Annotated in this window: 22 protein-coding genes and 1 pseudogene; 6 read left to right on the top strand and 17 right to left on the bottom strand. The window is 72.3% G+C overall.

Annotation, left to right across the window (positions count from 1 at the left end; all coding sequences use genetic code 11):
• Positions 1-117 precede the first annotated feature (117 nt).
• Positions 118-1,461: a geranylgeranyl reductase family protein gene (locus tag ACFVYX_RS33020; protein ID WP_389685166.1), complete on the bottom strand. Its 1,344-nt coding sequence runs from the start codon at positions 1,459-1,461 to the stop codon at positions 118-120.
• A 353-nt stretch (positions 1,462-1,814) separates the two neighbouring features.
• Here ACFVYX_RS33020 and ACFVYX_RS33015 point away from each other — a divergent pair, with 353 nt between their 5' ends.
• Both ACFVYX_RS33015 and ACFVYX_RS33010 read left to right on the top strand, forming a co-directional pair.
• Positions 1,815-3,179, top strand: coding sequence for a dipeptidase (locus tag ACFVYX_RS33015; protein ID WP_389685163.1), 1,365 nt, complete (start codon positions 1,815-1,817; stop codon positions 3,177-3,179).
• Positions 3,180-3,264: 85 nt separating this feature from the next.
• Positions 3,265-3,948 (top strand): MBL fold metallo-hydrolase, encoded by a 684-nt coding sequence (locus ACFVYX_RS33010; RefSeq protein ID WP_389685162.1) that lies wholly within the window; start codon positions 3,265-3,267, stop codon positions 3,946-3,948.
• A gap of 63 nt (positions 3,949-4,011) precedes the next feature.
• Here ACFVYX_RS33010 and ACFVYX_RS33005 read toward each other — a convergent pair whose 3' ends face one another.
• Positions 4,012-5,046, bottom strand: coding sequence for an NUDIX domain-containing protein (locus ACFVYX_RS33005; protein ID WP_389685161.1), 1,035 nt, complete (start codon positions 5,044-5,046; stop codon positions 4,012-4,014).
• A gap of 138 nt (positions 5,047-5,184) precedes the next feature.
• Between ACFVYX_RS33005 and ACFVYX_RS33000 the strand changes: the two genes are divergently transcribed.
• Both ACFVYX_RS33000 and ACFVYX_RS32995 read left to right on the top strand, forming a co-directional pair.
• Positions 5,185-5,367, top strand: a complete 183-nt coding sequence (locus tag ACFVYX_RS33000; protein WP_389685160.1) for a hypothetical protein — start codon at positions 5,185-5,187, stop codon at positions 5,365-5,367.
• A gap of 199 nt (positions 5,368-5,566) precedes the next feature.
• A pseudogene (locus tag ACFVYX_RS32995) lies at positions 5,567-6,094 on the top strand (hypothetical protein); the annotation flags it as partial.
• 159 nt (positions 6,095-6,253) lie between these two features.
• Here the strand turns inward: ACFVYX_RS32995 and ACFVYX_RS32990 are convergent.
• From ACFVYX_RS32990 to ACFVYX_RS32970, 5 genes are all read right to left on the bottom strand, one after another.
• Positions 6,254-7,144, bottom strand: a complete 891-nt coding sequence (locus tag ACFVYX_RS32990) for an ABC transporter permease (RefSeq protein WP_389685159.1) — start codon at positions 7,142-7,144, stop codon at positions 6,254-6,256.
• Positions 7,141-8,256, bottom strand: a complete 1,116-nt coding sequence (locus ACFVYX_RS32985) for an ATP-binding cassette domain-containing protein (protein WP_389685158.1) — start codon at positions 8,254-8,256, stop codon at positions 7,141-7,143. The genes ACFVYX_RS32990 and ACFVYX_RS32985 overlap by 4 nt, the downstream gene beginning before the upstream one ends.
• A gap of 120 nt (positions 8,257-8,376) precedes the next feature.
• Positions 8,377-8,532, bottom strand: a complete 156-nt coding sequence (locus ACFVYX_RS32980; RefSeq protein ID WP_351212245.1) for a VenA family class IV lanthipeptide — start codon at positions 8,530-8,532, stop codon at positions 8,377-8,379.
• Positions 8,533-8,578: 46 nt separating this feature from the next.
• Entirely contained in the window at positions 8,579-11,302 is a 2,724-nt protein-coding gene (gene lanL, locus ACFVYX_RS32975) for a class IV lanthionine synthetase LanL (RefSeq protein WP_389685157.1), read from the bottom strand.
• A 213-nt stretch (positions 11,303-11,515) separates the two neighbouring features.
• Entirely contained in the window at positions 11,516-12,475 is a 960-nt protein-coding gene (locus ACFVYX_RS32970) for an ROK family protein (RefSeq protein WP_389685156.1), read from the bottom strand.
• Between the two features lie 166 nt (positions 12,476-12,641).
• Between ACFVYX_RS32970 and ACFVYX_RS32965 the strand changes: the two genes are divergently transcribed.
• Positions 12,642-13,676: a LacI family DNA-binding transcriptional regulator gene (locus ACFVYX_RS32965; RefSeq protein ID WP_389685155.1), complete on the top strand. Its 1,035-nt coding sequence runs from the start codon at positions 12,642-12,644 to the stop codon at positions 13,674-13,676.
• 61 nt (positions 13,677-13,737) lie between these two features.
• On the opposite strand, the gene ACFVYX_RS32960 is transcribed toward ACFVYX_RS32965, so the two are convergent.
• The 5 genes from ACFVYX_RS32960 to ACFVYX_RS32940 form a co-directional block, all read right to left on the bottom strand.
• The gene (locus ACFVYX_RS32960) at positions 13,738-15,027 is read right to left on the bottom strand and encodes a DUF6986 family protein (RefSeq protein ID WP_389685154.1); all 1,290 of its coding nucleotides are present in this window, start codon (positions 15,025-15,027) and stop codon (positions 13,738-13,740) included.
• Positions 15,028-15,179: 152 nt separating this feature from the next.
• Positions 15,180-16,142: an electron transfer flavoprotein subunit alpha/FixB family protein gene (locus tag ACFVYX_RS32955; RefSeq protein WP_389685153.1), complete on the bottom strand. Its 963-nt coding sequence runs from the start codon at positions 16,140-16,142 to the stop codon at positions 15,180-15,182.
• 57 nt (positions 16,143-16,199) lie between these two features.
• Positions 16,200-16,985, bottom strand: a complete 786-nt coding sequence (locus tag ACFVYX_RS32950) for an electron transfer flavoprotein subunit beta/FixA family protein (protein WP_389685152.1) — start codon at positions 16,983-16,985, stop codon at positions 16,200-16,202.
• 199 nt (positions 16,986-17,184) lie between these two features.
• The gene (locus ACFVYX_RS32945) at positions 17,185-17,709 is read right to left on the bottom strand and encodes a flavin reductase family protein (RefSeq protein WP_389685151.1); all 525 of its coding nucleotides are present in this window, start codon (positions 17,707-17,709) and stop codon (positions 17,185-17,187) included.
• Positions 17,710-17,906: 197 nt separating this feature from the next.
• Positions 17,907-18,263, bottom strand: a complete 357-nt coding sequence (locus ACFVYX_RS32940; RefSeq protein ID WP_389685150.1) for a TlpA family protein disulfide reductase — start codon at positions 18,261-18,263, stop codon at positions 17,907-17,909.
• A 200-nt stretch (positions 18,264-18,463) separates the two neighbouring features.
• Between ACFVYX_RS32940 and ACFVYX_RS32935 the strand changes: the two genes are divergently transcribed.
• The gene (locus ACFVYX_RS32935; RefSeq protein ID WP_389685149.1) at positions 18,464-19,186 is read left to right on the top strand and encodes a lysophospholipid acyltransferase family protein; all 723 of its coding nucleotides are present in this window, start codon (positions 18,464-18,466) and stop codon (positions 19,184-19,186) included.
• Between the two features lie 98 nt (positions 19,187-19,284).
• Here the strand turns inward: ACFVYX_RS32935 and ACFVYX_RS32930 are convergent, their stop codons facing one another.
• The 5 genes from ACFVYX_RS32930 to ACFVYX_RS32910 form a co-directional block, all read right to left on the bottom strand.
• Complete coding sequence (locus tag ACFVYX_RS32930; protein WP_389685148.1) at positions 19,285-19,977, bottom strand: B3/4 domain-containing protein; 693 nt, start codon at positions 19,975-19,977, stop codon at positions 19,285-19,287.
• A 25-nt stretch (positions 19,978-20,002) separates the two neighbouring features.
• Positions 20,003-20,602 (bottom strand): transglutaminase family protein, encoded by a 600-nt coding sequence (locus ACFVYX_RS32925; protein WP_389685147.1) that lies wholly within the window; start codon positions 20,600-20,602, stop codon positions 20,003-20,005.
• A gap of 91 nt (positions 20,603-20,693) precedes the next feature.
• Positions 20,694-21,773: a threonine aldolase family protein gene (locus ACFVYX_RS32920; RefSeq protein WP_389685146.1), complete on the bottom strand. Its 1,080-nt coding sequence runs from the start codon at positions 21,771-21,773 to the stop codon at positions 20,694-20,696.
• Positions 21,770-22,531, bottom strand: a complete 762-nt coding sequence (locus ACFVYX_RS32915; RefSeq protein WP_389685145.1) for an SDR family NAD(P)-dependent oxidoreductase — start codon at positions 22,529-22,531, stop codon at positions 21,770-21,772. Before ACFVYX_RS32915 ends, ACFVYX_RS32920 begins: the two co-directional genes overlap by 4 nt.
• Positions 22,532-22,566: 35 nt before the next feature.
• On the bottom strand, positions 22,567-23,973 hold the full coding sequence (locus tag ACFVYX_RS32910; protein ID WP_389685143.1) for a DUF6421 family protein: 1,407 nt from the start codon (positions 23,971-23,973) through the stop codon (positions 22,567-22,569).
• Positions 23,974-24,058 lie beyond the last annotated feature (85 nt).

Genomic DNA, 24,058 nt, shown 5'->3' with positions numbered 1-24,058 from the left:
CGACCGCCGGCTCGGCCGACAGCAGGGTCACCTGCCCGTCCGGTGCCGGCGGCGTGCCGCCCCCGCCGGGGGGGGGGCCCCCCCGTCCGCTGCCTCACTCACCCGCGTACCGAAGCGTCAGGACGCTTCCGGTGCCGCGGGAGCCTCCTGGGCCCGAGGGGTCCCCGGCGACTCGGGAGACCCGGAGGCCTCCGGGTCGCTCGACCCGTGCCCCTGCCCCTCCCCCGCGACCTCGCCCTCCGAAGCCGGCCGCTCGCGCTGCCCGACCCCGCGGCCCGCCGGGCCGACGCCCGTCGAGGTGTCCATCCGGCGGTCCAGGATCTCCAGGGCCCGCCGGGCCATGCCGTTCGAGCGGACCATGCCGCCGAGCGTCGCCGAGCCCCGGGTGATGTCCGCGAACGCGTTCCAGGCGGGCCGCAGGCCCGTGATCGTCGCGTGCAGCAGTCCCGGCCGCCGCTCGAAGAGAGCCAGCATCCGCCGCCCGACAGCCATCTCGACACCGAGCCCGGCCTTGATGGCGAAGGCGTAGTTGAGGGCCTGGCGCCGGGCGTCGACCGCGTCGCCGGCCTCGGCGACCCGTACCGCCCACTCGCCCGCGAGACGGCCCGAGCGGAGCGCGTACGAGATCCCCTCACGCGTCCACGGCTCCAGGAGGCCCGCCGCGTCACCGCAGACGAGGACCCGGCCGCGGGAAAGCGGCGAGTCGTCGGTGCGGCAGCGCGTCAGATGACCGGAGGAGATCGTGGGCTCGAAGCCGGACAGGCCGAGCCGGGCGACGAAGTCCTCCATGTACCGCTTGGTGGCGGCGCCCTCGCCGCGCGCCGAGATGACACCGACGGTCAGCGTGTCGCCCTTGGGGAAGACCCATCCGTAACTTCCGGGCATCGGGCCCCAGTCGATGAGGACGCGGCCCTTCCAGTCCTCGGCGACGGACGGCGGGACCGGGATCTCCGCCTCGAGGCCCAGGTCGACCTGTCCGAGCTTCACCCCTACATGGGCCCCTATGCGACTCGCGCTGCCGTCGGCACCGATGACCGCGCGGGCCAGCACCGTCTCGCCGTCGGCGAGGACGACGGCGACGGTCCGCCGGTCGGGGACGGCCGGGCCGTGCTGCTCCACCCGGGTCACCGTGGCACCGGTCCGCAGTTCGGCGCCGGCCTTCTGGGCGTGCTCGACGAGCTGCGCGTCGAACTCCGGGCGGTTGATGAGCCCGAAGAGCATCCGGCGCGAGCGGCGGGTACGGGCGAAGCGTCCCTGCAGGGAGAAGGTGACGGCGTGCACCCGGTCCTGGAGGGGAAGTTCGAAACCGGGCGGCAGCGAGTCGCGGGACGGGCCGATGATGCCGCCGCCGCACGTCTTGTAGCGGGGCAGCTCGGACTTCTCCAGGAGCAGCACCCGGCGCCCTGCGACGGCCGCCGCGTAGGCCGCGCTCGCGCCGGCGGGACCCGCGCCGACGACCACGACGTCCCAGACGTCCGCCTCCCCGTCCGCCTCCGCCGAGTTCCCGTGCCCGTCGGCCTCCGCCGGGTTCCCGTCCGCGTCCGCCGTCGCGTCCTGGTCCGCTGCCCCGTCCACACCGATGCCCTCAGGAGCCGCGCCTTCGGGCGCGGTGTTCTCCGGACCGGCGTTCTCTGCGTGCTCGCTGCTCACGATGTGCTTCTGCTCCTGATCCGACCGGTGGTCTGCTCCTGACGCATCCTACGGCGCGGTAGCCAGGGCCCCGCGCCGTAGGATCGGCGGTGCGTTCGTCGTACCACGACATACGCCGATCGCCGTCCCAACGTCGTAACGTCGCACCCATCAGGAGCGTGCCCATGACCTCGAATCCGATCGCCGAGACCGTCCGGTCCCTGATGCCCCGGGCCAAGGCCGAGCTCACCGAGCTGGTGGCCTTCGAGTCGGTGGCGGACGAGGCGGTGGCGCCCCGCAGCGAGTGCGAGGCGGCGGCGAACTGGGTCGCGGACGCCCTGCGCGCCGAGGACTTCCAGGACGTGGCGCTGCTCGACACCCCGGACGGCTCCCAGGCGGTGTACGGCATACTGCCCGGCCCGGCCGGAGCGCCGACCGTCCTCCTCTACGCGCACTACGACGTGCAGCCGAAGCTGGACGAGTCCGCGTGGCTCACCCCGCCGTTCGAGCTGACCGAGCGCGACGGGCGCTGGTACGGGCGCGGCACCGCCGACTGCAAGGGCGGCTTCATCATGCACCTGCTCGCGCTGCGCGCCCTGAAGGCGAACGGCGGGGTCCCCGTGACGGTCAAGGTGATCGTCGAGGGCTCGGAGGAGCAGGGCACCGGCGGTCTCGAGCGGTACGCCGAACAGCACCCCGAGCTGCTCGTCTCCGACGCGATCGTGATCGGCGACGCGGGCAACTTCCGGGTGGGCCTTCCGACGGTGACCGCGACCCTCCGCGGCATGACGATGATCAGGGTCCGGATCGACACCCTGGGGGGCAACCTGCACTCCGGACAGTTCGGCGGCGCCGCGCCGGACGCGCTGGCCGCGCTGATCCGCGTACTGGACTCGCTGCGCGGCCCGGACGGCTCCACCGTCATCGACGGCCTGCCGTGCGACAAGGTGTGGGAGGGCCTGCAGTACCCGGAGGAGGACTTCCGTCAGGACGCCAAGGTCCTCTCGGGCGTCGGCCTGCCGGGCAACGGCACGGTCGCCGACCGGATCTGGGCCCGGCCGGCCGTCACCGTGATCGGCATCGACTGCCACCCGGTGGCCGGTGCGACCCCCTCCATCCCGTCGTCGGCCCGCGCCCAGATCAGCCTGCGGGTGCCGCCGGGCCAGGACGCGGCCGAGGCGACGAAGCTGCTCTTCGCGCACATCGAGAAGCACACGCCGTGGAACGCCCGTGTCTCCCTGGAGCAGGTCGGTCAGGGCCAGCCGTTCCAGGCGGACACGTCGAGCCCTGCGTACGCGTCGATGGCCGAGGCGATGCGGATCGCGTACCCCGGTGAGGAGATGCAGACGGCGGGCATGGGCGGTTCGATCCCGCTGTGCAACACGCTGGCCGAGCTGTACCCGCGGTCGGAGATCCTGCTGATCGGTCTGAGCGAGCCGGAGGCGCAGATCCACGCGCCCAACGAGTCCGTCTCGCCCGAGGAGCTGGAGCGGCTGTCGGTCGCCGAGGCGCACTTCCTGGTCAACTACGCACGCTCGAAGCAGGTCTGACCGGGGGTCGGGTTCAGCGCTCGGCGAAGCTCGCCGAGAGCGTAGAAGCATACGGCGGACCTGCGGGGATGCGTAGGTTCGCCGTATGGAACTCCTCCCGGTCACCCCACGGCTGCACCTCCTCGACTTCTCCATCGGCCAGGCCTACCTCTGGCGGGACGAGGAGGAGCTGACCCTGATCGACGCCGGCTGGACCGGCACGGCGGCCGGGACAGCGGCGGCGATACGAGCAGCGGGCCTGGACCCCGGCCGGCTGCGCCGCATCGTGCTGACCCACTGCCACCGGGACCATGTGGGCTCGGCGCAGGAGCTGGCCGACCGGCACGGCGCCGAGATCCTGGCGCACCGGCTCGACGCTCCGGTGATCCGGGGCGAGGCGCCGGTGCCCGAACCGGACCTCCTCGACTGGGAGGTCCCGCTGTTCGAGAACGGCCTGACCGTGCCGGACGCGCCGCCGACGCGGGTGGACCGGGAGGTCGAGGACGGCGAGGAACTCGGTTTCGGCGACGGCGCGCGGGTGGTCCACACGCCGGGGCACACGCCGGGCTCGCTCGCCGTGCATCTTCCGCGCCACGGCGTGCTGTTCACCGGGGACACGGTGGCGTCGGTCCAGGGCGTGACCTTCGGCGTGTTCCATGTCGACCGCGCGCTCGCCCTGGAGTCGATGCGGCGCCTCGCGAAGCTGGCCCCGTCGGTGCTGTGCTGCGGACACGGCGCTCCGGTGACCGCGGACACGGCGGCCCTGTTCGCCGCCGCGGCGGAGCGGTGACGCCGTCCACGGTGCCACGCGCGAGGGCAGCCGGGGCGCGGCGGCTCGACGGGGCGGCGCCCGTCAGCCCACCGGGACTCCGGCCTCCAGGTTGAGGACCGTCCCGCGTTCCCGGGCGCGCAGGGCCCAGCGGAGGCGGTGGTAGCGGACGGGCGGCAGGAGCTCTGCGGCCTCCTCCTCGGTGACGAAGCGCCAGCCGCGCAGTTCGGCGCCGGGGAGGCGGAGGCGCGCGGTGTCCTCGGCGCCGAGCCTGCCGCCGTCGAAGAGGAGCCGCAGTCCGCCGCGGCCGGGGTGCTGGGGGCGTTCCCAGTCGACGAGCAGGAGGCGGGGTACGGCGTCGAGTTCGAGGCCTGTCTCCTCGGCGACCTCGCGCATCCCGGCGCGGGCCGGGGGTTCGCCCGGTTCGACGACGCCGCCGGGGAACTCCCAGCCCGGCTTGTAGGTGGGGTCGACGAGCAGGAAGCGGTCCTGTTCGTCGAAGAGCAGGACGCCCGCGGCGAGGGTCTCCCCGGTCGGTTCGGGGGTCTGGACGATGCCGCGGGGGGTGACGAGACCGTCCCGGACGGCGTCGGCGACGGATCGGGCGGCCTCGGCGACGGTGAGCGCCGAGGTGTCGACGCGGTACGCGTCGGCGGCGAGCCAGCCGAGGGCGGCGCGGTACGGAGCGAGGTGCCCGTGGCACCACTCCCGGACACGTGCGTCCACCTCGGGGTCGCCGAACTCCGAACGGCCGTCGATACGCCCCCGCAGGATCGTTTCCTCCGGGGCGAGCAGGACATGGCACACCTCGATGCGGCGCGCCGCGAGCCCTCCGAAGATCTCGTCGCGGTACTCCTGCCGCAGCAGGGTCATGGGGACCACGAGCACGCCACCCACCTCGGCGAGCAGGGCGGCGGCGGTGTCGACGACCAGGCGCCGCCAGATCGGCAGGTCCTGGTAGTCCTCGACCTCGGCGAGCCGCTTGGCCGGGAGGAGTCGTCTCATGGCCGTGCCGATGAGCTCGGGGTCGTACAGCGTGCTGTTCGGGATCAGATCGACCAGCTCACGCGCGGTGCTGGACTTCCCCGCGCCGAACGCACCGTTGATCCAGACGATCACGTCTTCCCCCTCTTCGGTAGCCCCCAGTGGCTTGCCCGCAACACCCTGCCACGGAAACCCACGAACACATGTCTCGGCATGTGCGTGACACTTCCGCGCGAGCGTCGTTGAGAACGGCAAGCACGAGGGGGTGCGGAGTTGAGTCGTACGGTTCTCGAACGTTTTCCGGCCGGCGGCCCGCGGGGCAGCTTGCCGGCGGAGGAGTTCGCCGTCGCGCGGCGCGGCGAGGGAGTGCCGGCCCGGGTCGTCATGGACCTGGAGTCCGACACGTTCCTGGTGATCGTGGAGCAGCGGACGCCGGAGCGGCTCCGGAGGGAGTGACGGGCCGAAGAGACGCCCGCCGCCCGGAAGGCCGGCACTCGGCGGCCTTCGGCCCGACCGGACCCTGACCGACCACCGGATCCTGACCGACCATCGGATCCTGACCGACCACCGGTTCGTGACCGACGTGGTCCCGGCCCGACCGGATCCTGGCCCGACCGGGTCCTCCGTACCGTCACCCGCCGGCGTCCCCCGTACGGCCGCCGTGGCCGGGCTCGGAGTGGCGCTCGTGGCCGCGTCCCCCACCGGCAACCGCACCCATGTGGAACTGGACCGATGGGTCCCGGTCCTCGTGGCCTGCGCCGTCGCCGTGGTGGTGCCGGCCGCCGCCGGACTGCGCCGACCGCCTGGACGGGCAAGGGCCGGCTGCCTCGGCGCCGCGACGGCGGTCTGTTACGCACTCACCGCGGCCCTCATGAAGACGTCCATGCACATCCTCGGCGACGGCGGCATCGGCGCCTTCCTGACGGCCTGGCAGACCTATGCCTTCTGCGCGGCGGGGACCGGAGCCGTCCTGCTGCTCGAACACGCCATGCAGGGCGGACCGCTCGTCGCCTCCCAGCCCGCCCTGGCCCTCGGCGACGCCGGCGTGGGCCTGGCCCTCGGCGTCCTGCTGTACGAGGAGCACGTACGGGCGGGCTGGTGGCTGTTGCCCCAAGTGGCGGGCGTCGCGCTCATCGTCCTCGGGGTGTTCGCGCTGGCCCGCGAGGGGGCCGGCGCGTCCTGACCCCGCCGTCCACCGCCAAGGGCAGAGGACGCCCTCGGGGTCGGTCCGGCTGGAGGGTGGCCTCCACCAGGGCGAGTGGTGACCGGACCCGGAGGAGCATGCTTCCTCCGGGGTGTCCGGGTCCGTCGGCGGCGGGCCCCTGGGGGGCCGCCGTGGTGCTCATTCCGGGCGGTTGAAGCGTCGCGCTGCCCACAGCAGGGCGAGGGTGCCACTGATGACGAGCAGGCCCGCTTCGAGCGGGAGGGGCGGTTGCCGGCCGGCCCATTCGATGCCGGTGGCGGCCTGCTGGTCGGGGGCCCGAAGGGTGATGCAGCGGCGGAGGAGGTCCACCGCGTAGGCGAGGGGGTTCACGCCGGCGAGGGCGTGGGCCCAGCCGGGGAGCGACTGCAGGGGGAAGAAGCCTCCGGAGAGGAACAGCAGCGGCATCATGATCAGGCCGAGGAGGGTGTGGAACGTCTCGGGCCTGCGGAGGGTGACGGCCAGGGCCAGGGACAGGGAGGTGATGGTGAACGACGCCAGGATCATGCCGCCGAGGAGCAGGAGCAGGAGGACCGGATCGTAGGGGAGCCCGACCGTGCCGGCGAGGCTGAGCAGGACGGCCCCTTGGACCGTGGCGGTCAGGGTGCCGCCCGCGCAGTTGCCGAGCAGGAGGGTGGAGCGGCTGACGGGGGCCATGAGGAGCTCGCGGAGGTAGCCGCTCTGCCGGTCGGTGATCAGGCGGATGCCGACCATGATGGCCGGTGCCTGCACCGTCATCATCAACATGCCGGGGAAGAGATACGTCTGGTAGCCGACGCCCAGGGAGGAACGGGGGATGAGGGCGGCAAGTCCGCCCCCGAGGATGAGGAGGTAGAGCACCGGCTGGAGCATCATCAGCGCGGTGTGGGCGCGTTGGCCGGCCAGGCGCAGCATGTCGCGGTGGATCAGGGCGTGGATCGCGCGCAGTTCCCGCCGCAGGCGTGCGGGACGTCCGTCGTCGGACGGGCCGAAAGCGTCCGCGGTGCCAGGGGTCTCAGGGGCGCCAGGGGCCTTCAGGGTGACTGAGGTCATCGGACGCCCCCCGTCTCTGACGTGGTTTCGGTCTCGCACGGGGCCGGGACGGCCGGTGCGTGGCCGCGCTCGGTGGCGTCGAGGCTGCGGCCGGTGTGGTGGAAGAAGACGTCGTCGAGCGTGGGCGGGGCCGCGGAGGCGGCGTGGACGGCGATGCCTTGGCGCTCCAGTGCCGCGCAGAGGCGCGGGATCCAGGTGCTGCCGTCCGGAATCCGCAAGGAGATGCCGGCCGGGTCCACGGTGACGGCGCGGTCGGGCTGGACGACGGCGCGCACGACCCGTTCCGCCGTCGTGTCGTCGCTGGTTCGCAGGACGACCCGGTCGTCTCCGATCGCGGCCTTCAGCGCGTGGGGCATGCCCTGGGCCACCACGCGACCGCCGTCGATGATGGCGATGCGGTCACAGTTCTCCGCTTCCTCCAGGTAGTGGGTGGTGACGAAGAGGGTGCTGCCGTGCCGGTCGCGCAGGGCTCGGAGGTGATCCCAGACCTGGACGCGGGCGTGGGGGTCGAGGCCGGTGGTCGGCTCGTCGAGGAACAGCACGCGGGGGGAGTGCAGCAGGGCGCGGGCGATCTCCAGGCGGCGCCGCATACCGCCCGACAGGGTGCGTACGGGGGCGCTCCTCCGGTCGGTCAGCCCGGCCGTCTCCAGTAGCTCCGCGGCGCGCAGGCGGGCGTGTCGGCGGGGCAGCCCGTAGAGGCGGGCGTGGATGCGGAGGTTCTGTTCGGCTGTCAGCTCCGCGTCCACAGCGCTGTTCTGGAAGAGCATGCCGACGTGTCGGCGTACCTCGTGGGGTTGGGTGAGCACGTCCGCGCCGGCGACCGTGGCGTGACCGGCGGTGGGGCGGGCCAGGGCGCACAGCATGGCGATGGTGGTCGACTTCCCGGCTCCGTTCGGGCCGAGGAAGGCGAACGTCTCGCCCTGCGACACGTCCAGGTCCAGGCCCCGTACCGCGTGGGTCGTGGTGCCCTGCGGACCCGGGTAGCTCTTGGCCAGGCCACGCATGCTGATGGCGTACCCCGGCTCGGGTCCGCGCCGCGCGGCGGGCGGGCTGGGGACGGCGGTGGTCATGGGGGCTGCCGGGGCAAGGTCGTCGCCGGCGGGTAGCTGCATGGTTCTGGTCCTCGTCTGGGGGTACGCCCTCCGCGGCGGGCGGCCCTGCCTCGTACAGGACGGTGAGATCCGGCCGGCGGCTTCCCGGGTTCAGCCGCCGACCGGATGGTGGTGCCTGAGTTACGCGCAGCTGATGCCGATGCAGATCGTGTTGAGGAGGGTCAGCAGACCCACGCAGTCACACGTCGCGGCGTACGGCGCTCCGTCCACGCCGACGGGGTCGGTCTCCGGAAGGGCGTGGAGACGGGCGAGCAGTTCGAGGTCCTTGTTCTCCATGGACGTGCTCCTTCTTGCGTTGAGCGGGCGGCAGACTTCCTGCCGCTCAGACCGGCGGCTGGACCATCCAGTGCCGGGGGTCGGTGTGGTGGGTCCGCAGGAGGAAGGCAAGGATTCCGGCGGATCCGTCGCTCCAGCTGGTCGAGACGTCCCCGTACTCGGTGGGGAAGACCACGTGGGCGTCGCGCTGGGCCCGCTCGCAGACGATGAGACGGGCCAGGTCGTCGGCCATGGCGCGGTGGACGGGATCACCCGTGGCGGCGGCCATGTCGAGGAGGAAGTCGCCGTTGCCCGCGAGCCCGTGGCACTGGGCGAGTGCGGCGCGGGAGGCGCGTTCGGTGACGGCGTGCGTGGCGCGGCGGCTGAGATCGCCGAACCTGTCGTCCCCGGTCGCCTGCCACAGGCGGACGAGGAAGGTCCCGATGCCCGCCGCGCCGTGGCACCAGTACGGGGCCGTGGGGACGTCAGAGGCCTGTGACGGCCACTGGGCCGTCTCGCCGACGCGTACGGCGGCGGACAGCAGGTGTTCGCCCACCTCCACGGCGAGCTCCCTGTGCTCCGCGCGCCGCGAGACGTCCGCGGCGGCGAGGAGGAAGCAGCCGATGCCGGCTGACCCATGGGCGAAGCCGAGGTAGCGCTTGCCGCTCTCCGGGGAAGCGGCTTCGCCGGGCACCGGCCAGCCCACCCCGTGCTGATCGCGCTGTGCGGCGGCGGCCAGCCGGTCGGCCGCGTCGACGGCCAGTTCTGCGAAGCGCGGATCACCGGTGCGGTGCCACAGGTGGAGGGCGGCCAGTCCGCTGCCCGCGCTGCCGTGGGTGATGTCGTGGTGGGGCGTCGCCTGCTGCGGGGCGAGGGCCAGGGCCAGCGCGCGGTCCATGAGTCCCTGGTCGTCGATGGCGCGTCCGGCGTCGTACAGGGCCCAGGCGGTGCCACGGCCGCCGAAGTGCAGACCCGGACGTGTGGAGCGGAGGTCGGTGCGGTCCGCGATCCAGTGGCCCGCGGTGGAGAGGAGGCCGGGCAGCCGGGCGTCACCGGTGAGCTCCCAGTACCGCGTCAGTACGGCGAGGACACCGGCCGCGCCCTGCTGCACGGTGCACGGGTCGGCCTCCCCGGCCATGGTGGACACGGGCCACAGCCGCCGCTCGTCCGCCGGATTCATCGAGTCGATGAGGTGCTCGACGATTCCGGAGACCGCTTCGTCCCGGCCGTCGCTCCGGTCATCGGCCGGCTCATCGGCCCGGTGGTCGCCGCGGCCGTCGCTCCGGCCGTTGTCCCGCGCCGCGCGGGGTGCGGCGTGGTTCTCCGCCCGCCCCGGGGCCGCCCTCCGAAGGGCCTCGCGGGCCCTGGCCGGGTCCCACCGCTCGGCGGGATCGTCCTTCATCAGCCCGAGAACCATCTCCGCCAGGCCGTCCGGCAGCCGAAGCGGCCCGGTACAGGCGGCAAGCCACGCGGCGAGCCGTTGCTCCGTGGCCCTGGTGTCGGGCTCCTCGGGCAACAGGTTGGGCACCTTGCCCGCCAGGACGAAGCACAGGGTGGCCCCGAGGCTGTAGTAGTCGCCCGTCGGACTGACAGGAGCGTCGGCCAGGCGCTCGGGGGGGCTGAATCCGGGGGTTCCCACCCGGGTCGGGAGGGCCGTCTCGTCTTCCAGGACGGCGAGTTCGAGGTCGATGAGGCGCAGCTCGCCGTCCGGGCGGACCATCACGTTGGCCGGGGTAAAGTCCCGCAGGACGCAGCCGCGGGCGTGCGCCGCCTCGACCAGGTCCACCAGGCGGCCGGCCTGCGCCAGCGCGTCGGCGCGGTAGCTCTCCCCTCCGACATCGCGGAAGTGCTCGGCGACCCAGGTCCGCAAGGTGACACCCGGCACTTCGTCCTGGGCCAGGAACAGGTGCCCGGCATGATCGAACAGCCCCAGCGGTTCCGGAGCCAGCCCCGTGCCCCTGAGCTTCTCCAGCGTCCGGGCCTCGGCGCGCAGCCAGTCGCGGACGTCGCAGCCGGAGGCGTCGGCCTCCACATGCGGCCGGGCTTCCTTGATCACCACGGGGGCGCTCGTACGAACGTCGCTGCCCCGGTAGACGCCGCCCTTGTTCGTGTGCCGGATCGCCTCCCGTACCGAGAACCGGCCACCGAGCAGCACGGGGCCGCTCGCCTTCTCCGCCGCGCGCGGCGCCTCGGGCACCGAGGCGGGGAAGGGGCAGACCGCCCAGGAGGGGGGACAGTACTGGCCGGTGCGCTTGTCCTCCACGGGATTGCCGTCGGGGTCCTCGATGAACCACACCAGCAGTCCGTCTTCCGACAGCCGGCGCCGGCCGACGAAGGCGCCGTAACGGTAGTGGACCAGAGAGTGCGGGGCGTAGGCCTGGTCGGAGAGGATCCGGGGGCCGGCGAGCCCTGCCGTGGCCCGGTGCAGATCCTGGGCGATCCGGGCCGCCTCGTCGTCGGAACGCGGGTAGACGGTGATGAACTTGCCCGAGCTTCCCCGGGGCGTGGCGCGGGAGTTGAGCGCGCTCACCTGGTCGAGCGACCGGGCGAACTTGAACGCCGACTCCTCCCGCAGCAGCACGTCCAGGGCCTTCTCGAGGACCGTCGGCGCGGAAGCCGCCGTCGCCGAGAGGTGCAGCTTCCACCCCTGCTCACGCCGCACGGCGGAGCGGGGCGTGACACGGCACCACATCTCGTCGGTGTCGGCCGTCCAGCGCGCATCCGTCCCCGTGGCGAGCAGCGCCTGACGGAGAAGGCCTTCCAGTTCGACTTCGGTAGCCTGGCTCGTCATCCATGTCCCTCTCAACGGTGTGACCGCTGATCGAGACGTTGCCCGGTGACATAACCGGACCAACACATACGCATCCGGATTCACTGGATTCGCCGAGCGCACAGCGCCCCTTGGCCCCTTCGCAGGTGCGCCCGGCGCGGACATGGGCGCACAAGACCCTGGGTGGGAGCGGGAGGACGTACCGCCGCATCCGGCTCCGCCGGGGCACCACGCTCAGGGTGCCTCGCCCGCGCTCGCGGCCGCCGCCGCGCCCAGGAGGCCGGCGTCCGTGCCGGTGACGGCCGGGACGACGCGCAGGTTCCGGACGAAGGAGAGCGTGGCGTACGAGGCGAGGCTCCGGCGCAGCGGGGCGAAGAGGACGTCACCGGCGCCCGCGACCCCGCCGCCGACCACGGCGATGTCGATCTCCACGAGGGCCGCCGTCGCGGCGATGCCCGCCGCGAGCGCCTGGGCCGCCCGCTCGTACGAGGCGACGGCGATCGGGTCCCCCGCGTGGGCGGCCGCGGCCACGGCGGCGGCGGAGACGTCCCCGTCGGGGCCCGGACGCCAGCCGTTCTCCAGGGCTCGGCGGGCGATGTGCGGCCCGCTGGCGACGCGTTCCACGCAGCCGCGTCCCCCGCAGGCGCACGGCTCGCCGTCCATGTCCACCACGATGTGGCCGATGTGTCCGGCGTTGCCGGTGGGGCCAGGGTGGAGCCGGCCGTCGAGGACGAGGCCGCCGCCGACGCCCGTGGAGACCACGAGACAGAGGGCGTTGTCGTGGCCCCGGGCGGCTCCGAGCCAGTGTTCGGCGGCCGTCATGGCGACGCCGTCGCCGACCAGGGTGACCGGTCGTCCGCCCGTCGCCCGGTGGACCCGGTCGACGAGCGGGTAGTCGCGCCAGCCGGGCACGTTGACCGGGCTGACGGTCCCCCGGTGCGCGTCGACGGGGCCGGCGCTGCCGATGCCGACGGCCCCGGCGGCCTGCCAGAGGGGCGAGGAGGCGAGTCCGGCGAGGACCTCCTCGACGGCGCGCATCACCGTCTCGCCGTCCTCACGCGCGGGCGTGGGCCGCTGGGAGCGGACACGGATGCGGCCCTCGCCGTCGACCAGGGCGCCGGCGATCTTGGTGCCGCCGATGTCGAGGGCGACGACGAGACCGTCGGCGGGGCCCGGGGCGGGATCGGTCTGCATGAGCGCGGGGTCTCCAGTCGACGGTGGAGGGGACGAGGAGGAGGGTGAGGGGCGAGGGGCGGGGAAGCTGTGTTCCGTACAGTCTCCCGCCCCGTGACAACGTTGTCCAGGCCCTATGCTTCCCTCCAGAGGCACGACACCGATCTTGACGGAGGAACCGCACCCCGTGGCCGACATCGCCCGCCGCCCCGAGCACCGCTACGGCAACCGGCCCACGATGAAGGACGTCGCCGCACGCGCCGGCGTCGGGCTCAAGACGGTCTCCCGGGTCGTGAACGGCGAGCCGGGGGTCACTCCGGACACCGAGCGCCGGGTCCAGGAGGCCATCGAGGCCCTCGGGTTCCGCCGCAACGACAGCGCGCGCGTGCTGCGCAAGGGCAGGACCGCGACCGTCGGCCTCGTCCTCGAGGATCTCGCCGACCCGTTCTACGGACCGCTCAGCCGGGCGGTCGAGGAGGTCGCGCGGGCGCACGGCGCCCTGCTCATCAACGGCTCGAGCGCCGAGGACCCGGACCGCGAGCAGGAGCTGGCGCTCGCCCTGTGCGCGCGCCGCGTCGACGGTCTGATCGTGATCCCCGCAGGTGACGACCACCGGTATCTGGAGCCGGAGATGAGGGCGGGTGTCGCCACCGTCTTCGTCGACCGTCCCGCGGGGCTCATCGACGCCGACGCCGTCCTCTCCGACAGCTTCGGCGGGGCCCGCGACGGCGTGGCCCATCTGATCGCCCACGGGCACCGCCGCATCGGGTTCATCGGCGACCGGCCGCGTATCCACACGTCGGCCGAGCGCCTGCGGGGCTACCGCGCGGCCATGGAAGACGCGGGCCTTCCGGCCAGGGACGCCTGGGTCTCGCTGGGCTCCACGGACCCCGAGCGGGTAAGCACGGCGGTACGGGAGATGCTGACCGCGCCGGAGCCGGTGACGGCACTGTTCGCGGGGAACAACCGGGTCACGGTCACCGTGGTCCGGGCCCTCGCCGGCCTGCCGCGTCCGGTCGCACTGGTCGGCTTCGACGACATCGAGCTGGCCGATCTGCTCGGGGTCTCGGTCATCGCCCAGGACGCCGCCGCGCTCGGCAGGACGGCGGCGGAGCGCCTGTTCCGGCGCCTCGACGGGGCCGACGAGGCGCCGCGGCGGGTGGTGCTCGGCACGAGGCTCCTCGCCCGCGGGTCGGGAGAGATCGCGCCGCCGGGCGACTGAGCCCGGCCGGCGGCCTGAGGACCGGGGGACGGCGGCCGGCCACCGTCCCCCGGCCTTCCGCCTACTCCGCGGAGGCCGTCAGGTCGCCCCGGCGGGGGGCGGCGAAGCGGTCGAGTGCCGCGCGGTCCATGCCGGTGAGCGCGTCGACCTCGGCGGTGTCCAGGGCGCCGCAGTCGATGCCGCGCAGCAGGTAGGAGCTGAGGGCCTTGGCGGTGGCGGGCTCGTCCATGACGTCGCCGCCCGCGTGGTTGGCGTAGGCGGAGAGGCGCTTGGCGGCGGCCTCGAAGCCCTCGCGGTAGAACGCGAAGACGGCGGCGTAACGGGTGGGGATGTGGCCCGGGTGCATGTCCCAGCCCTGGTAGTAGGCGCGGGCCAGGGCCCGGCGGGTGAGGCCGTAGTGGAGCTTCCAGGCCTCGTGGACGTGCTGGGTGGAGCCGACGGGAAGGACGTTGGTGGAGCCGTCGGAGACCCGTACGCCCGTGCCGGCGGCGGCGACCTGCATGATCGCCTTGGCGTGGTCGGCGGCCGGGTGGTCGCTGGCCTGGTAGGCGGCGGAGACACCGAGGCAGGCGCTGTAGTCGAAGGTGCCGTAGTGCAGTCCGGTGGCGCGGCCCTCGGCGGCGCCGATCATGCGGGCGACGGCGGCGGTGCCGTCGGTGGCGAGGATGGACTGGCTGGTCTCGATCTGGATCTCGAAGCCGAGGCGTCCGGCGTCGAGTCCGTGGGCCTTCTCGAAGGCCTCCAGGAGGCGGACGAAGGCGGTGACCTGCTCGGGGTAGGTCACCTTGGGAAGGGTGAGGACGAGTCCGTCCGGGAGCCCGCCGTTCTCCAGGAGGCCGGTGAGGAAGACGTCGGTGGTGCGGATGCCCCGGTCGCGTACGGCGGCCTCCATGCACTTCATCCGGATGCCCATGTACGGGGCGGCGGTGCCCTTCGCGTACGCCTCCGAGATCAGCCGGGCGGCGCGGGCGGCGTCCTGGTCCTCGTCCTTGCCCGCGTACCCGTCCTCGAAGTCGACCCGGAGGTCCTCGATCGGCTCGCGCTCCAGCTTGGCCCGTACGCGGCCGTGGACGTCCTCGGCGAGGCCGTCGGAGAGGCCCAGGACAGCGGCGAAGGAGGCGGCGTCGGGGGCGTGCTCGTCGAGGGCGGCGAGGGCCTGGTCTCCCCAGGAGCGGATGGTTCCGGCGTCGAAGAGGTTGCCGGGGACGTAGACGGTGTGGACGGGCTGGCGGGTGCCGGGGTCTCCCGGGTAGCGGCGGTCCAGTTCGGCGTCCACCGATGCGAGGGAGGCGCTGATGCCCTCGCTGACCGCGCCGGCGAGGCTCGTCGACACCTTCTCCTGCTGACCCATCCCACATCCTCCTGTTTTCCGCTTCACGGAATCAACAATCCGTATGGCGAAGTTAGTAGTCCGTCGGGACCTGAGTCAATGGTTGTCCGAAACGGCTCGGGGCCGCACGGTGAGGGATCACCGTGCGGCCCCGGCCGCGACAGAACCGCAGGTCAGCCCTTGCGGCTCTTGACCTCTTCGGTGAGCTGCGGGACGACGTCGAAGAGGTCGCCCACCACGCCGTAGTCGACGAGGTCGAAGATCGGGGCCTCGGCGTCCTTGTTGATCGCGACGATCGTCTTCGAGGTCTGCATGCCCGCGCGGTGCTGGATCGCGCCGGAGATGCCGGAGGCGATGTACAGCTGCGGGGAGACCGACTTGCCGGTCTGGCCGACCTGGTTGGAGTGCGGGTACCAGCCGGCGTCGACGGCGGCGCGGGAGGCGCCGACGGCCGCGCCGAGGGAGTCGGCGAGCGCCTCGATGAGTCCGAAGTTCTCGGCGCCGTTGACGCCACGGCCGCCGGAGACCACGATCGCGGCCTCGGTCAGCTCCGGGCGGCCGGTGGACTCGCGCGGGGTGCGGGAGACGACCTTGGTGCCGTGCGCCTGCTCCGAGAAGGAGACGGCGAGCGCCTCGACGGCGCCGGCGGCCGGGGCGGCCTCGACGGGCGCCGAGTTCGGCTTGACCGTGATGACCGGGGTGCCCTTGGAGACACGGGACCTGGTGGTGAAGGAGGCGGCGAACGCGGACTGGGTCGCGACCGGGCCCTCGTCACCGGCCTCCAGGTCGATGGCGTCGGTGATGATGCCGGAGCCGATGCGGACCGCGAGACGGGCGGCGATCTCCTTGCCCTCGGCGGAGGACGGGACGAGCACGGCGGCCGGGGAGACGGCCTCGTACGCGGCCTGCAGGGCCTCGACCTTCGGGACGACGAGGTAGTCGGCGAACTCGGCGGCGTCGGCGGTGAGGACCTTCACGGCGCCGTGCTCGGCGAGCGCGGCGGCGGTGTCGGCGGCGCCGTTGCCGAGGGCCACGGCGACCGGGTCGCCGAGGCGGCGGGCGAGGGTCAGCAGCTCCAGGGTGGGCTTGCGGACGGCTCCGTCGACGTGGTCGACGTAGACGAGAATCTCAGCCATGGGACTTCAATCTCCTGCGAACGAAAGGGGCAGCGGTCGGGGAGGCTCGCGCGAGCCCTAGATGAACTTCTGGCTCGCGAGGAACTCGGCCAGCTGCTTGCCGCCCTCGCCCTCGTCCTTGACGATCGTGCCGGCGGTGCGCGCCGGACGCTCGGCGGCGGAGTCGACAGCGGTCCAGGAACCCTCCAGGCCCACTTCCTCGGCGTCGATCCCGAGGTCGTCGAGGTCCAGGGACTGCACCGGCTTCTTCTTGGCGGCCATGATGCCCTTGAAGGACGGGTAACGCGCCTCGCCCGACTGGTCCGTCACGGACACGACGGCGGGAAGCGACGCCTCCAGCTGCTCGGAGGCGGCGTCGCCGTCACGGCGGCCCTTCACGACACCGCCCTCGATCTTCACCTCGGAGAGCAGCGTGACCTGCGGGACGCCCAGACGCTCGGCCAGGATCGCCGGGAGGACACCCATGGTGCCGTCGGTGGAGGCCATACCGGCGATGACGACGTCGTAGCCGGTCTTCTCGATCGCCTTGGCGAGCACCAGCGAGGTACCCATGACGTCGGTGCCGTGCAGATCGTCGTCCTCGACGTGGACGGCCTTGTCGGCGCCCATGGAGAGCGCCTTGCGCAGCGCGTCCTTGGCGTCCTCGGGGCCGACCGTGAGCACGGTGACCTCGGCGTCGTCGGCCTCTTCGGCGATCTGCAGGGCCTGCTCGACGGCGTACTCGTCGAGCTCCGACAGCAGGCCGTCGACGTCGTCGCGGTCGACCGTCAGGTCGTCCGCGAACTTGCGGTCTCCGGTCGCGTCGGGCACGTACTTCACACAGACAACGATCCTCAAGCTCACGCCGGCTCTCCTACTGCATCGTCATAACTGGGCTGCCTTGTTGCTCGCAGCATAGGCGCCTGAAGGGCGGGTTTCCGGTCGGGGCACCGGAGGCCACGACCGAAATATTACTCGCCAGTACATCCATTCCGTTACCAGTAAGCAAGCGCTCAGGAATGTGATCTGCCCAACGCCGGAAGAGCGGCGCGCCCGGGAACTCTCAGTCGCGCAGCGCGGTGAAGCGGCCGTGGTGGTAGACGAGCGGCCGGCCCGCCCCGTCCGGATCTCCCGCGACCGCCTGCGCGATCACGATCCGGTGGTCCCCGGCAGGCACCCGGGCCACCACACGGCAGACCAGCCAGGCCAGCACGCCGTCGAGTACGGGCACGCCCTCGGGTCCGACGCTCCAGCGGGTCCCGGCGCCGAAGCGGTCCGCACCGCTGCGCGCGAAGGTGGCGGCGAGCTCCTGCTGGTGCTCGCCGAGTATGTGCACGCCGATGTGCTCGGCCTCGGCGATGACGGGCCAGCTGGACGAGGTCGTGCCCACGCCGAAGGAGACGAGCGGCGGGTCGGCGGCGACGGAGTTGAGCGAGGTGGCGGTGAAGCCGACGGGGCGCTCGCCGTGCGCGGTGACGACCGCGACGCCGGCGGCGTGCCGACGGAAAACGGAGCGGAGCAGATCGGGAGAGGCCTGCCGGGGGGCGCCGATCGTGGGAACCGTACGGAGCTCGGGCGAAACCGTCATCGAGTCGTCCTTCTGCGGGGGCAGCATGAGAAAGGTCCGGGGGCGGTCAGGCACCCGGACAGCGCGCGCTCGCGTTGCGGGCCAGGTCCACGTGGGCCCGGCCGTGGAGAAGGAGTTCTGGGATCACTCGGCCAGGGTGACGATCGTTGCCGCGTGCAGTCAAGTGCGTACCGGGATGTGGGAGAAGTGTCACGGCGTCAGACCGCGCGCCCCAGGGCGGCGATGACGTCGGCCCTGCGCGGCTGTCCGGCGGCCCGCCGGACGACGCGGCCCGTCCGGTCGAGGACGAGGACGGTGGGGGTCCGCGCGATGCCGAGTTCGCGTACGAGGTCGAGCCGGTCCTCGGCGTCGATCTCCACGTGTGCCACGCCCGGCACCATCGCGGCCACCTCGGCGAGGGTGCGGCGGGTGGCCCGGCAGGGCTGGCAGAAGGCGGTGGAGAACTGGACGAGGGTGGCCCGCTCCCCCAGCCCGGCGCCGAGCGCCTCCGGTCCGAGCACCTCGGTCACGCCTCTCCCCTTCCTCTCGTCATGGCACCCGTTTCCTCGCGGCATGCCGTCTCGTGCAGCGTCGCACGGGAGCGATCGATTCCCGCCACGGCCACCGCGAGTGACGAGAATCTCCCCGTACGAAGCCACATGGGGTGGTCACGGCGGCCCACATGGGGCACGATCGGCCCAAAGCCGAAAACCTACGGCTGCGTAACTTCGCGGGGAGACCCTCCCCAGGCACACGAAGAAGAGGTTCCTCTCCGATGGCAGAACTCGTCTATCGACCGGTCGTCGGCGCCGCGCGCACCCTGTTCAAGGCACTCGACCTGAAGATCGACACCCAGGGTTCCGAGAACATCCCGCGGACGGGCGGGGCGGTCCTGGTGAGCAATCACATCAGCTACCTCGACTTCATCTTCACGGGCCTCGCCGCGCTGCCCCAGAAGCGCCTGGTGCGCTTCATGGCGAAGGACTCCGTCTTCCGGCACAAGGTCGGCGGGCCCCTCATGCGCGGCATGAAGCACATCCCGGTGGACCGCGCGCAGGGCGAGCACGCCTACAAGCACGCGCTCGAGTCGCTGCGGGCCGGCGAGATCATCGGTGTCTTCCCCGAGGCGACCATCTCGCAGTCGTTCACGCTCAAGGGCTTCAAGACGGGTGCGGCGCGCCTCGCGCAGGAGGCGGGCGTCCCCCTGATCCCGATGGCGCTCTGGGGCACCCAGCGACTGTGGACGAAGGGCCGCCCCCGGAACTTCAAGCGGAGCCACATCCCGGTGACGATCCGCGTCGGTGAGCCCGTGGAGGCGCCCGCCGACCAGTACGCGGGCGCCATCACGCGGCGGCTGCGCGAGCGCGTCCAGGAGCTTCTGGAAGCGGCGCAGCGCGCCTACCCCGTGCGTCCCAAGGACGCGAGCGACACCTGGTGGGTGCCGGCGCACCTGGGGGGCACGGCTCCGACGCCGGCCCAGGTCAAGGAAGCCGGCTGACGGCAGGACACGAGCGGGGCCCGTGAGGGCCGGCCGCCCGTGAGGTCCCAGCCACCCCGCGAGGTTCCGGCGGCCCGTGAGGTTCCGACGAAGAATCGTTACTCCGGGTCCCGGACGGTGATCCGGGCCCCGGGGCTGAGCTTCTCCAGCGACTCGGCGAGCTCGGCGCCCGCCGTGCGGAGCTCGTCCCCGGTCATGGGGGCGAGCGACTCCAGGAGGAAGACCGCGTCGACGGTGTCGTCGCCGATGCGGGTACGGGGACCTTGCCGCCAGTTCCAGCGCCGGCAGGTCACGCCCTCCTCGTCGCACCAGACGACCTCGCCCGGCTCGGGGTGCTCGACCGTCTCCACGCCGCCCGCCACGGTGACGAAGGGCTCCTCTCCGGTCGCCCGGACGAGACGCATGACGCCCCGGATCCGGCCCAGGTCCTCGCCGCCGACGGGGACGAGGTGGGCGACGCTGATCGCGTTGTAGGCGTCGACGAGCCGGTTGATCCGGGGCAGCCCTCCGTCGGCGAGCGCGCGCCGGGCCAGCGCCTCGGCGGAGTTACGGGTACGGGAGGGCTTGGCGCCGAACGCGGTGTACGCGGCTCGCCAGGCGGCGATGTGCGGGTCCTGGTCCGGGGTCCGGCCGTCGAGGCGCTCGGCGAGCCGCCGGGCGGCCTCGTCGAGGAGCGCCGAACTGGCTTCGTCGCTGGGCCCGTTGACCAGGCCGTGCGCCTCGACGACGAGTGCGGTGAAGCCGGGTACGAGGGTGCGCACCTCGTCGGAGACGGTGAGCGTGAGGGTCATGGTCCGCCGTTCGCTGGGTACGGGGTCAGAGCTCCGCGGGGAGCGTCCGCCAGAGGGCCGGCCGGTCGGGTGCGGCGCGCAGCGCGTCGAGAACGGCCGGATGCGGTTCAGTGTAGAGCACCGGATAATCCACTTCATTGAACTCGGGCCGTACGGTCCAGGCCAGCCGCTCCTCCGCCAGGGAGAACTGGGCGTCGATGCCGGGCTTGTTGCCCCGTACGTCCTGACGGGCCCAGCCCCGCCCGTCGGGCAGCAGGACGGCGACGAGGCCGTGGACCACGGGGTCCGAGCCGTCGTCGTCGGCGAGCTTCTGGTAGCAGAGCGCGGCCGGGATGCCACGAGCCCGCAGGAGGGCGGCGTAGGCGTGGGACTTGGCGTAGCAGATGCCGGTCCCCTGCTCCAGGACGTCGGAGGCGCGCCAGGTGACGCGGAGGTCGCCCGAGTCGGCGGAGTGCGGGACCGCGTCCCGTACATACCGATAGGCCGATTCGGCGTATGCGTATGCGTCGGGATGCACACGGGAGAGATCGTCGGCGACGGCCCGTACCACCGGATGCTCATGGTCGACCGACTCGCTCGCGGCCAGATAGGCGGCGAGGTCGGGGTTCTGCTGAATGAGTTCCATGCCGGTCGAGCATAGGGAAACGGCCGGGTGGATTCAATAACTTTCCACCCGACCGTATATCCATGCGGCACTGCCCGTCCCGCGGCGATCGCTAGCGGGACAGCTCTTCCTTCAGGGCCTGGAGGAAGGCGTCCACGTCGTCCTCCGTGGTGTCGAAGGCGCACATCCAGCGCACGTCGCCGGCCGCCTCGTCCCAGAAGTAGAAGCGGAAGCGCTCCTGGAGCCTTCTGCTCACCTCGTGCGGCAGTCGGGCGAAGACCGCGTTGGCCTGCACCGGGTAGAGGATCTCCACCCCGTCGAGCTCGCGCACCCCGGCGGCGAGGCGCTGCGCCATCGCGTTGGCGTGGCGGGCGTTGCGCAGCCACAGGTCCTTCGCGAGGAGGGCCTCCAGCTGCACCGACACGAAGCGCATCTTCGACGCGAGCTGCATGGACAGCTTGCGCAGGTGCTTCATGTGGCTGACCGCGTCGGGGTTGAGGACGACCACGGCCTCACCGAAGAGCATGCCGTTCTTCGTACCGCCGTACGAGATGACGTCGACGCCCACCGCGTTGGTGAACGCCCGCATCGGTACGTCGAGCGAGGCGGCGGCGTTGGCTATGCGGGCGCCGTCGAGGTGCACCTTCATGCCCTTGGAGTGGGCGTGCTCGACGATCGCGCGGATCTCCTCCACCGTGTAGACGGTGCCCAGCTCCGTGTTCTGGGTGATCGAGACGACCTGGGGCATCGCCCGGTGCTCGTCGTCCCAGCCCCAGGCCTGCCGGTCGATCAGCTCGGGGGTGAGCTTGCCGTCCGGGGTCGGCACGGTGAGCAGCTTGAGGCCGCCCATCCGCTCCGGCGCACCGCCCTCGTCCACGTTGATGTGCGCGGACTCGGCGCAGATGACGGCGCCCCAGCGGTCGGTGAGCGCCTGGAGCGCGGTCACGTTCGCCCCGGTCCCGTTGAAGACCGGGAAGGCCTCGGCGCCGGGGCCGAAGTGGCTGTGCATGATCCGCTGGAGGTGCTCGGTGTACTGGTCCTCGCCGTAGGCCACCTGGTGGCCGTCGTTGGCGAGGGCGAGGGCCGCGAGGACCTCGGGGTGGGCGCCGGCGTAGTTGTCGCTGGCGAAGCCCCGGACCGACGGGTCGTGATGCCGACGCGCGTCGGTCCTGGGGCCGAGAGCCGCGGTCACGGCTTGGGGGTCAGCCACAGACGCTGTCCATTCACTTCCTGGGCGGGCCTGTCCCACAGACCGGCGATCTCGTCGGCGAGGTCCTTGACGTCGGTGAAGCCCGCGAACTTCGCGTTGGGGCGTTCGGCGCGCATGGCGTCGTGCACCAATGCCTTGATCACCAGGATGGCAGCCGCCGCCTGCGGGCCGTCGTCGCCCCCCAGTCTGCGGAACGAGTCCCCCATGGCGAGGGTCCAGGCCTCCGCGGCGGCCTTGCCCGCGTTGTACGCGGCGTTGTTGGCCTGCGGCTTGTGTGCGCCGACCTGGCTGATCAGGGCGTACCGGCCGCGTCCGCCGGCACGCAGCAGCCCGTCGTGGAAGGCGAGCGAGGTGTGCTGGACGGTGCGGATGAGGAGCTTCTCCAGGAAGTCCCAGTCCTTGAGGTCGGTCTCCATGAAGGAGGCGCTGCCGCGCCAGCCGCCGACCAGGTGCACCAGGCCGTCGATGCGGCCGAACTCCTTCTCGGTCTTCGCGGCCCAGTCGCGCGTGGCGGCCAGGTCGAGGAGATCGACCGTGTCGCCGATGACGGTGGCACCGCCGTGCGCGTAACGGGCGGCGTCGACGGCCTCCGCGAGACGAGTCGGGTCGGCGTCGGAACCCACCACCGTCGCGCCCGCCTCGGCGAGGCGCAGCAGGGCGGCGCGCCCCGCGGGGCCGGCCGCGCCGGCGACGGCGATGACGGCACCTTCGAGCGACCCGCCGTTTACGTCGGTCTTCATGGGCGACGCCTCCTCCGTGTTCTCCGTACGAGCACTCACGCGGCGGCCCGCTCGGTCCGCGAGACGTCGGCGGCGGTGATCCCCTTGGTGTCGGCGATCACGCCCTTCAGCTTCTTGGCGAGGGCCTCGAAGAACATGCTGAGGGGAAACTCGTCCGGAAGCACGTCGTCGACGAGCTTGCGCGGCGGAAGCGACAGGTCGAGGGCGTCGGGGCCCTTGGCCCACTTCGATCCGGGGTGCGGGGCGAGGTAGGTGGAGACGAGCTCGTACGCCTTGAACCAGTGGACGAGCTTCGGGCGGTCGATGCCGTCGCGGTAGAGCGTCTCGATCTCGGCGCAGAGCTGGTTCGTGACCTGGGGGGCCCGCTCCCAGTCGATCTTGAGGGTGTTGTCCGTCCAGCGCACCACGTCGTGCTTGTGGAGGTAGGCGAAGAGGAGCTGACCGCCGAGACCGTCGTAGTTGCGGTTGCGGTCGCCGGTGAGCGGGAAGCGGAACATGCGGTCGAAGAGGACCGCGTACTGCACGTCGCGGCCGTGCCCGTTGCCCTCGGCCTCCAGCTTCACGGCCTCCTTGAAGGCGGTGAGGTCGCAGCGGAGCTCTTCCAGGCCGTACATCCAGAAGGGCTGGCGCTGCTTGATCATGAAGGGGTCGAAGGGCAGGTCGCCGTGGCTGTGGGTGCGGTCGTGGACCATGTCCCAGAGCACGAAGGCCTTCTCGCAGCGCTCCTGGTCGTCGATCATCGCGGCGATGTCGGCGGGCAGCTGGATGCCCAGGGTGTCGACGGCGGCCTCGGTGACCTTGCGGAAGCGGGCGGCCTCGCGGTCGCAGAAGATGCCGCCCCAGCTGAAGCGCTCGGGGGCCTCGCGGACCGCGATGGTCTCCGGGAAGAGGACGGCCGAGTTGGTGTCGTACCCGGCGGTGAAGTCCTCGAAGGTGATGCCGCAGAAGAGCGGGTTGTCGTAGCGGGTGCGCTCGAGCTCGGAGAGCCACTCCGGCCACACCATGCGGAGCACGACGGCCTCGAAGTTGCGGTCCGGGTTGCCGTTCTGCGTGTACATCGGGAACAGCACCAGGTGCTGGAGCCCGTCCACGCGGTCGGCGGCCGGCTGGAAGGCGAGCAGCGAGTCCAGGAAGTCCGGGACGGTGAAGCCGCTCTCGGCCCACTTGCGCAGGTCCGAGACGAGGGCGCGGTGGTAGGCGCCGTCGTGCGGGACGAGCGGGGAGAGCTGCTCGACCGCGGCGATGACGCGGTCGAGGGTCAGCTCGACGAGGGAGCGGGCGGGAGCGCCCTCGGCCTCGAAGTCGATGGAGCCGTCCGCGCTCTGCCAGGCGCGGATCTCCTCCACGGCATCCTTGAGCTCGGGCCAGGCGGGGTGGTCTATCACCCGGGCGTCGAGGGATATCCCCCCACCGGTCACGTCCTGCACAAGAATTTCCGTCATTCCTCTTCCTTCACAGGAGAACCTCGCGTCAAGACACCGTAACCATCGAGGCTTCTCCACCACAAGGGGAGCAAGAGAAATTATC

The organism is Streptomyces sp. NPDC058326, from assembly GCF_042879855.1.
Classification (GTDB): domain Bacteria; phylum Actinomycetota; class Actinomycetes; order Streptomycetales; family Streptomycetaceae; genus Streptomyces.
This window is presented reverse-complemented; position numbering and strand designations above follow the sequence as displayed.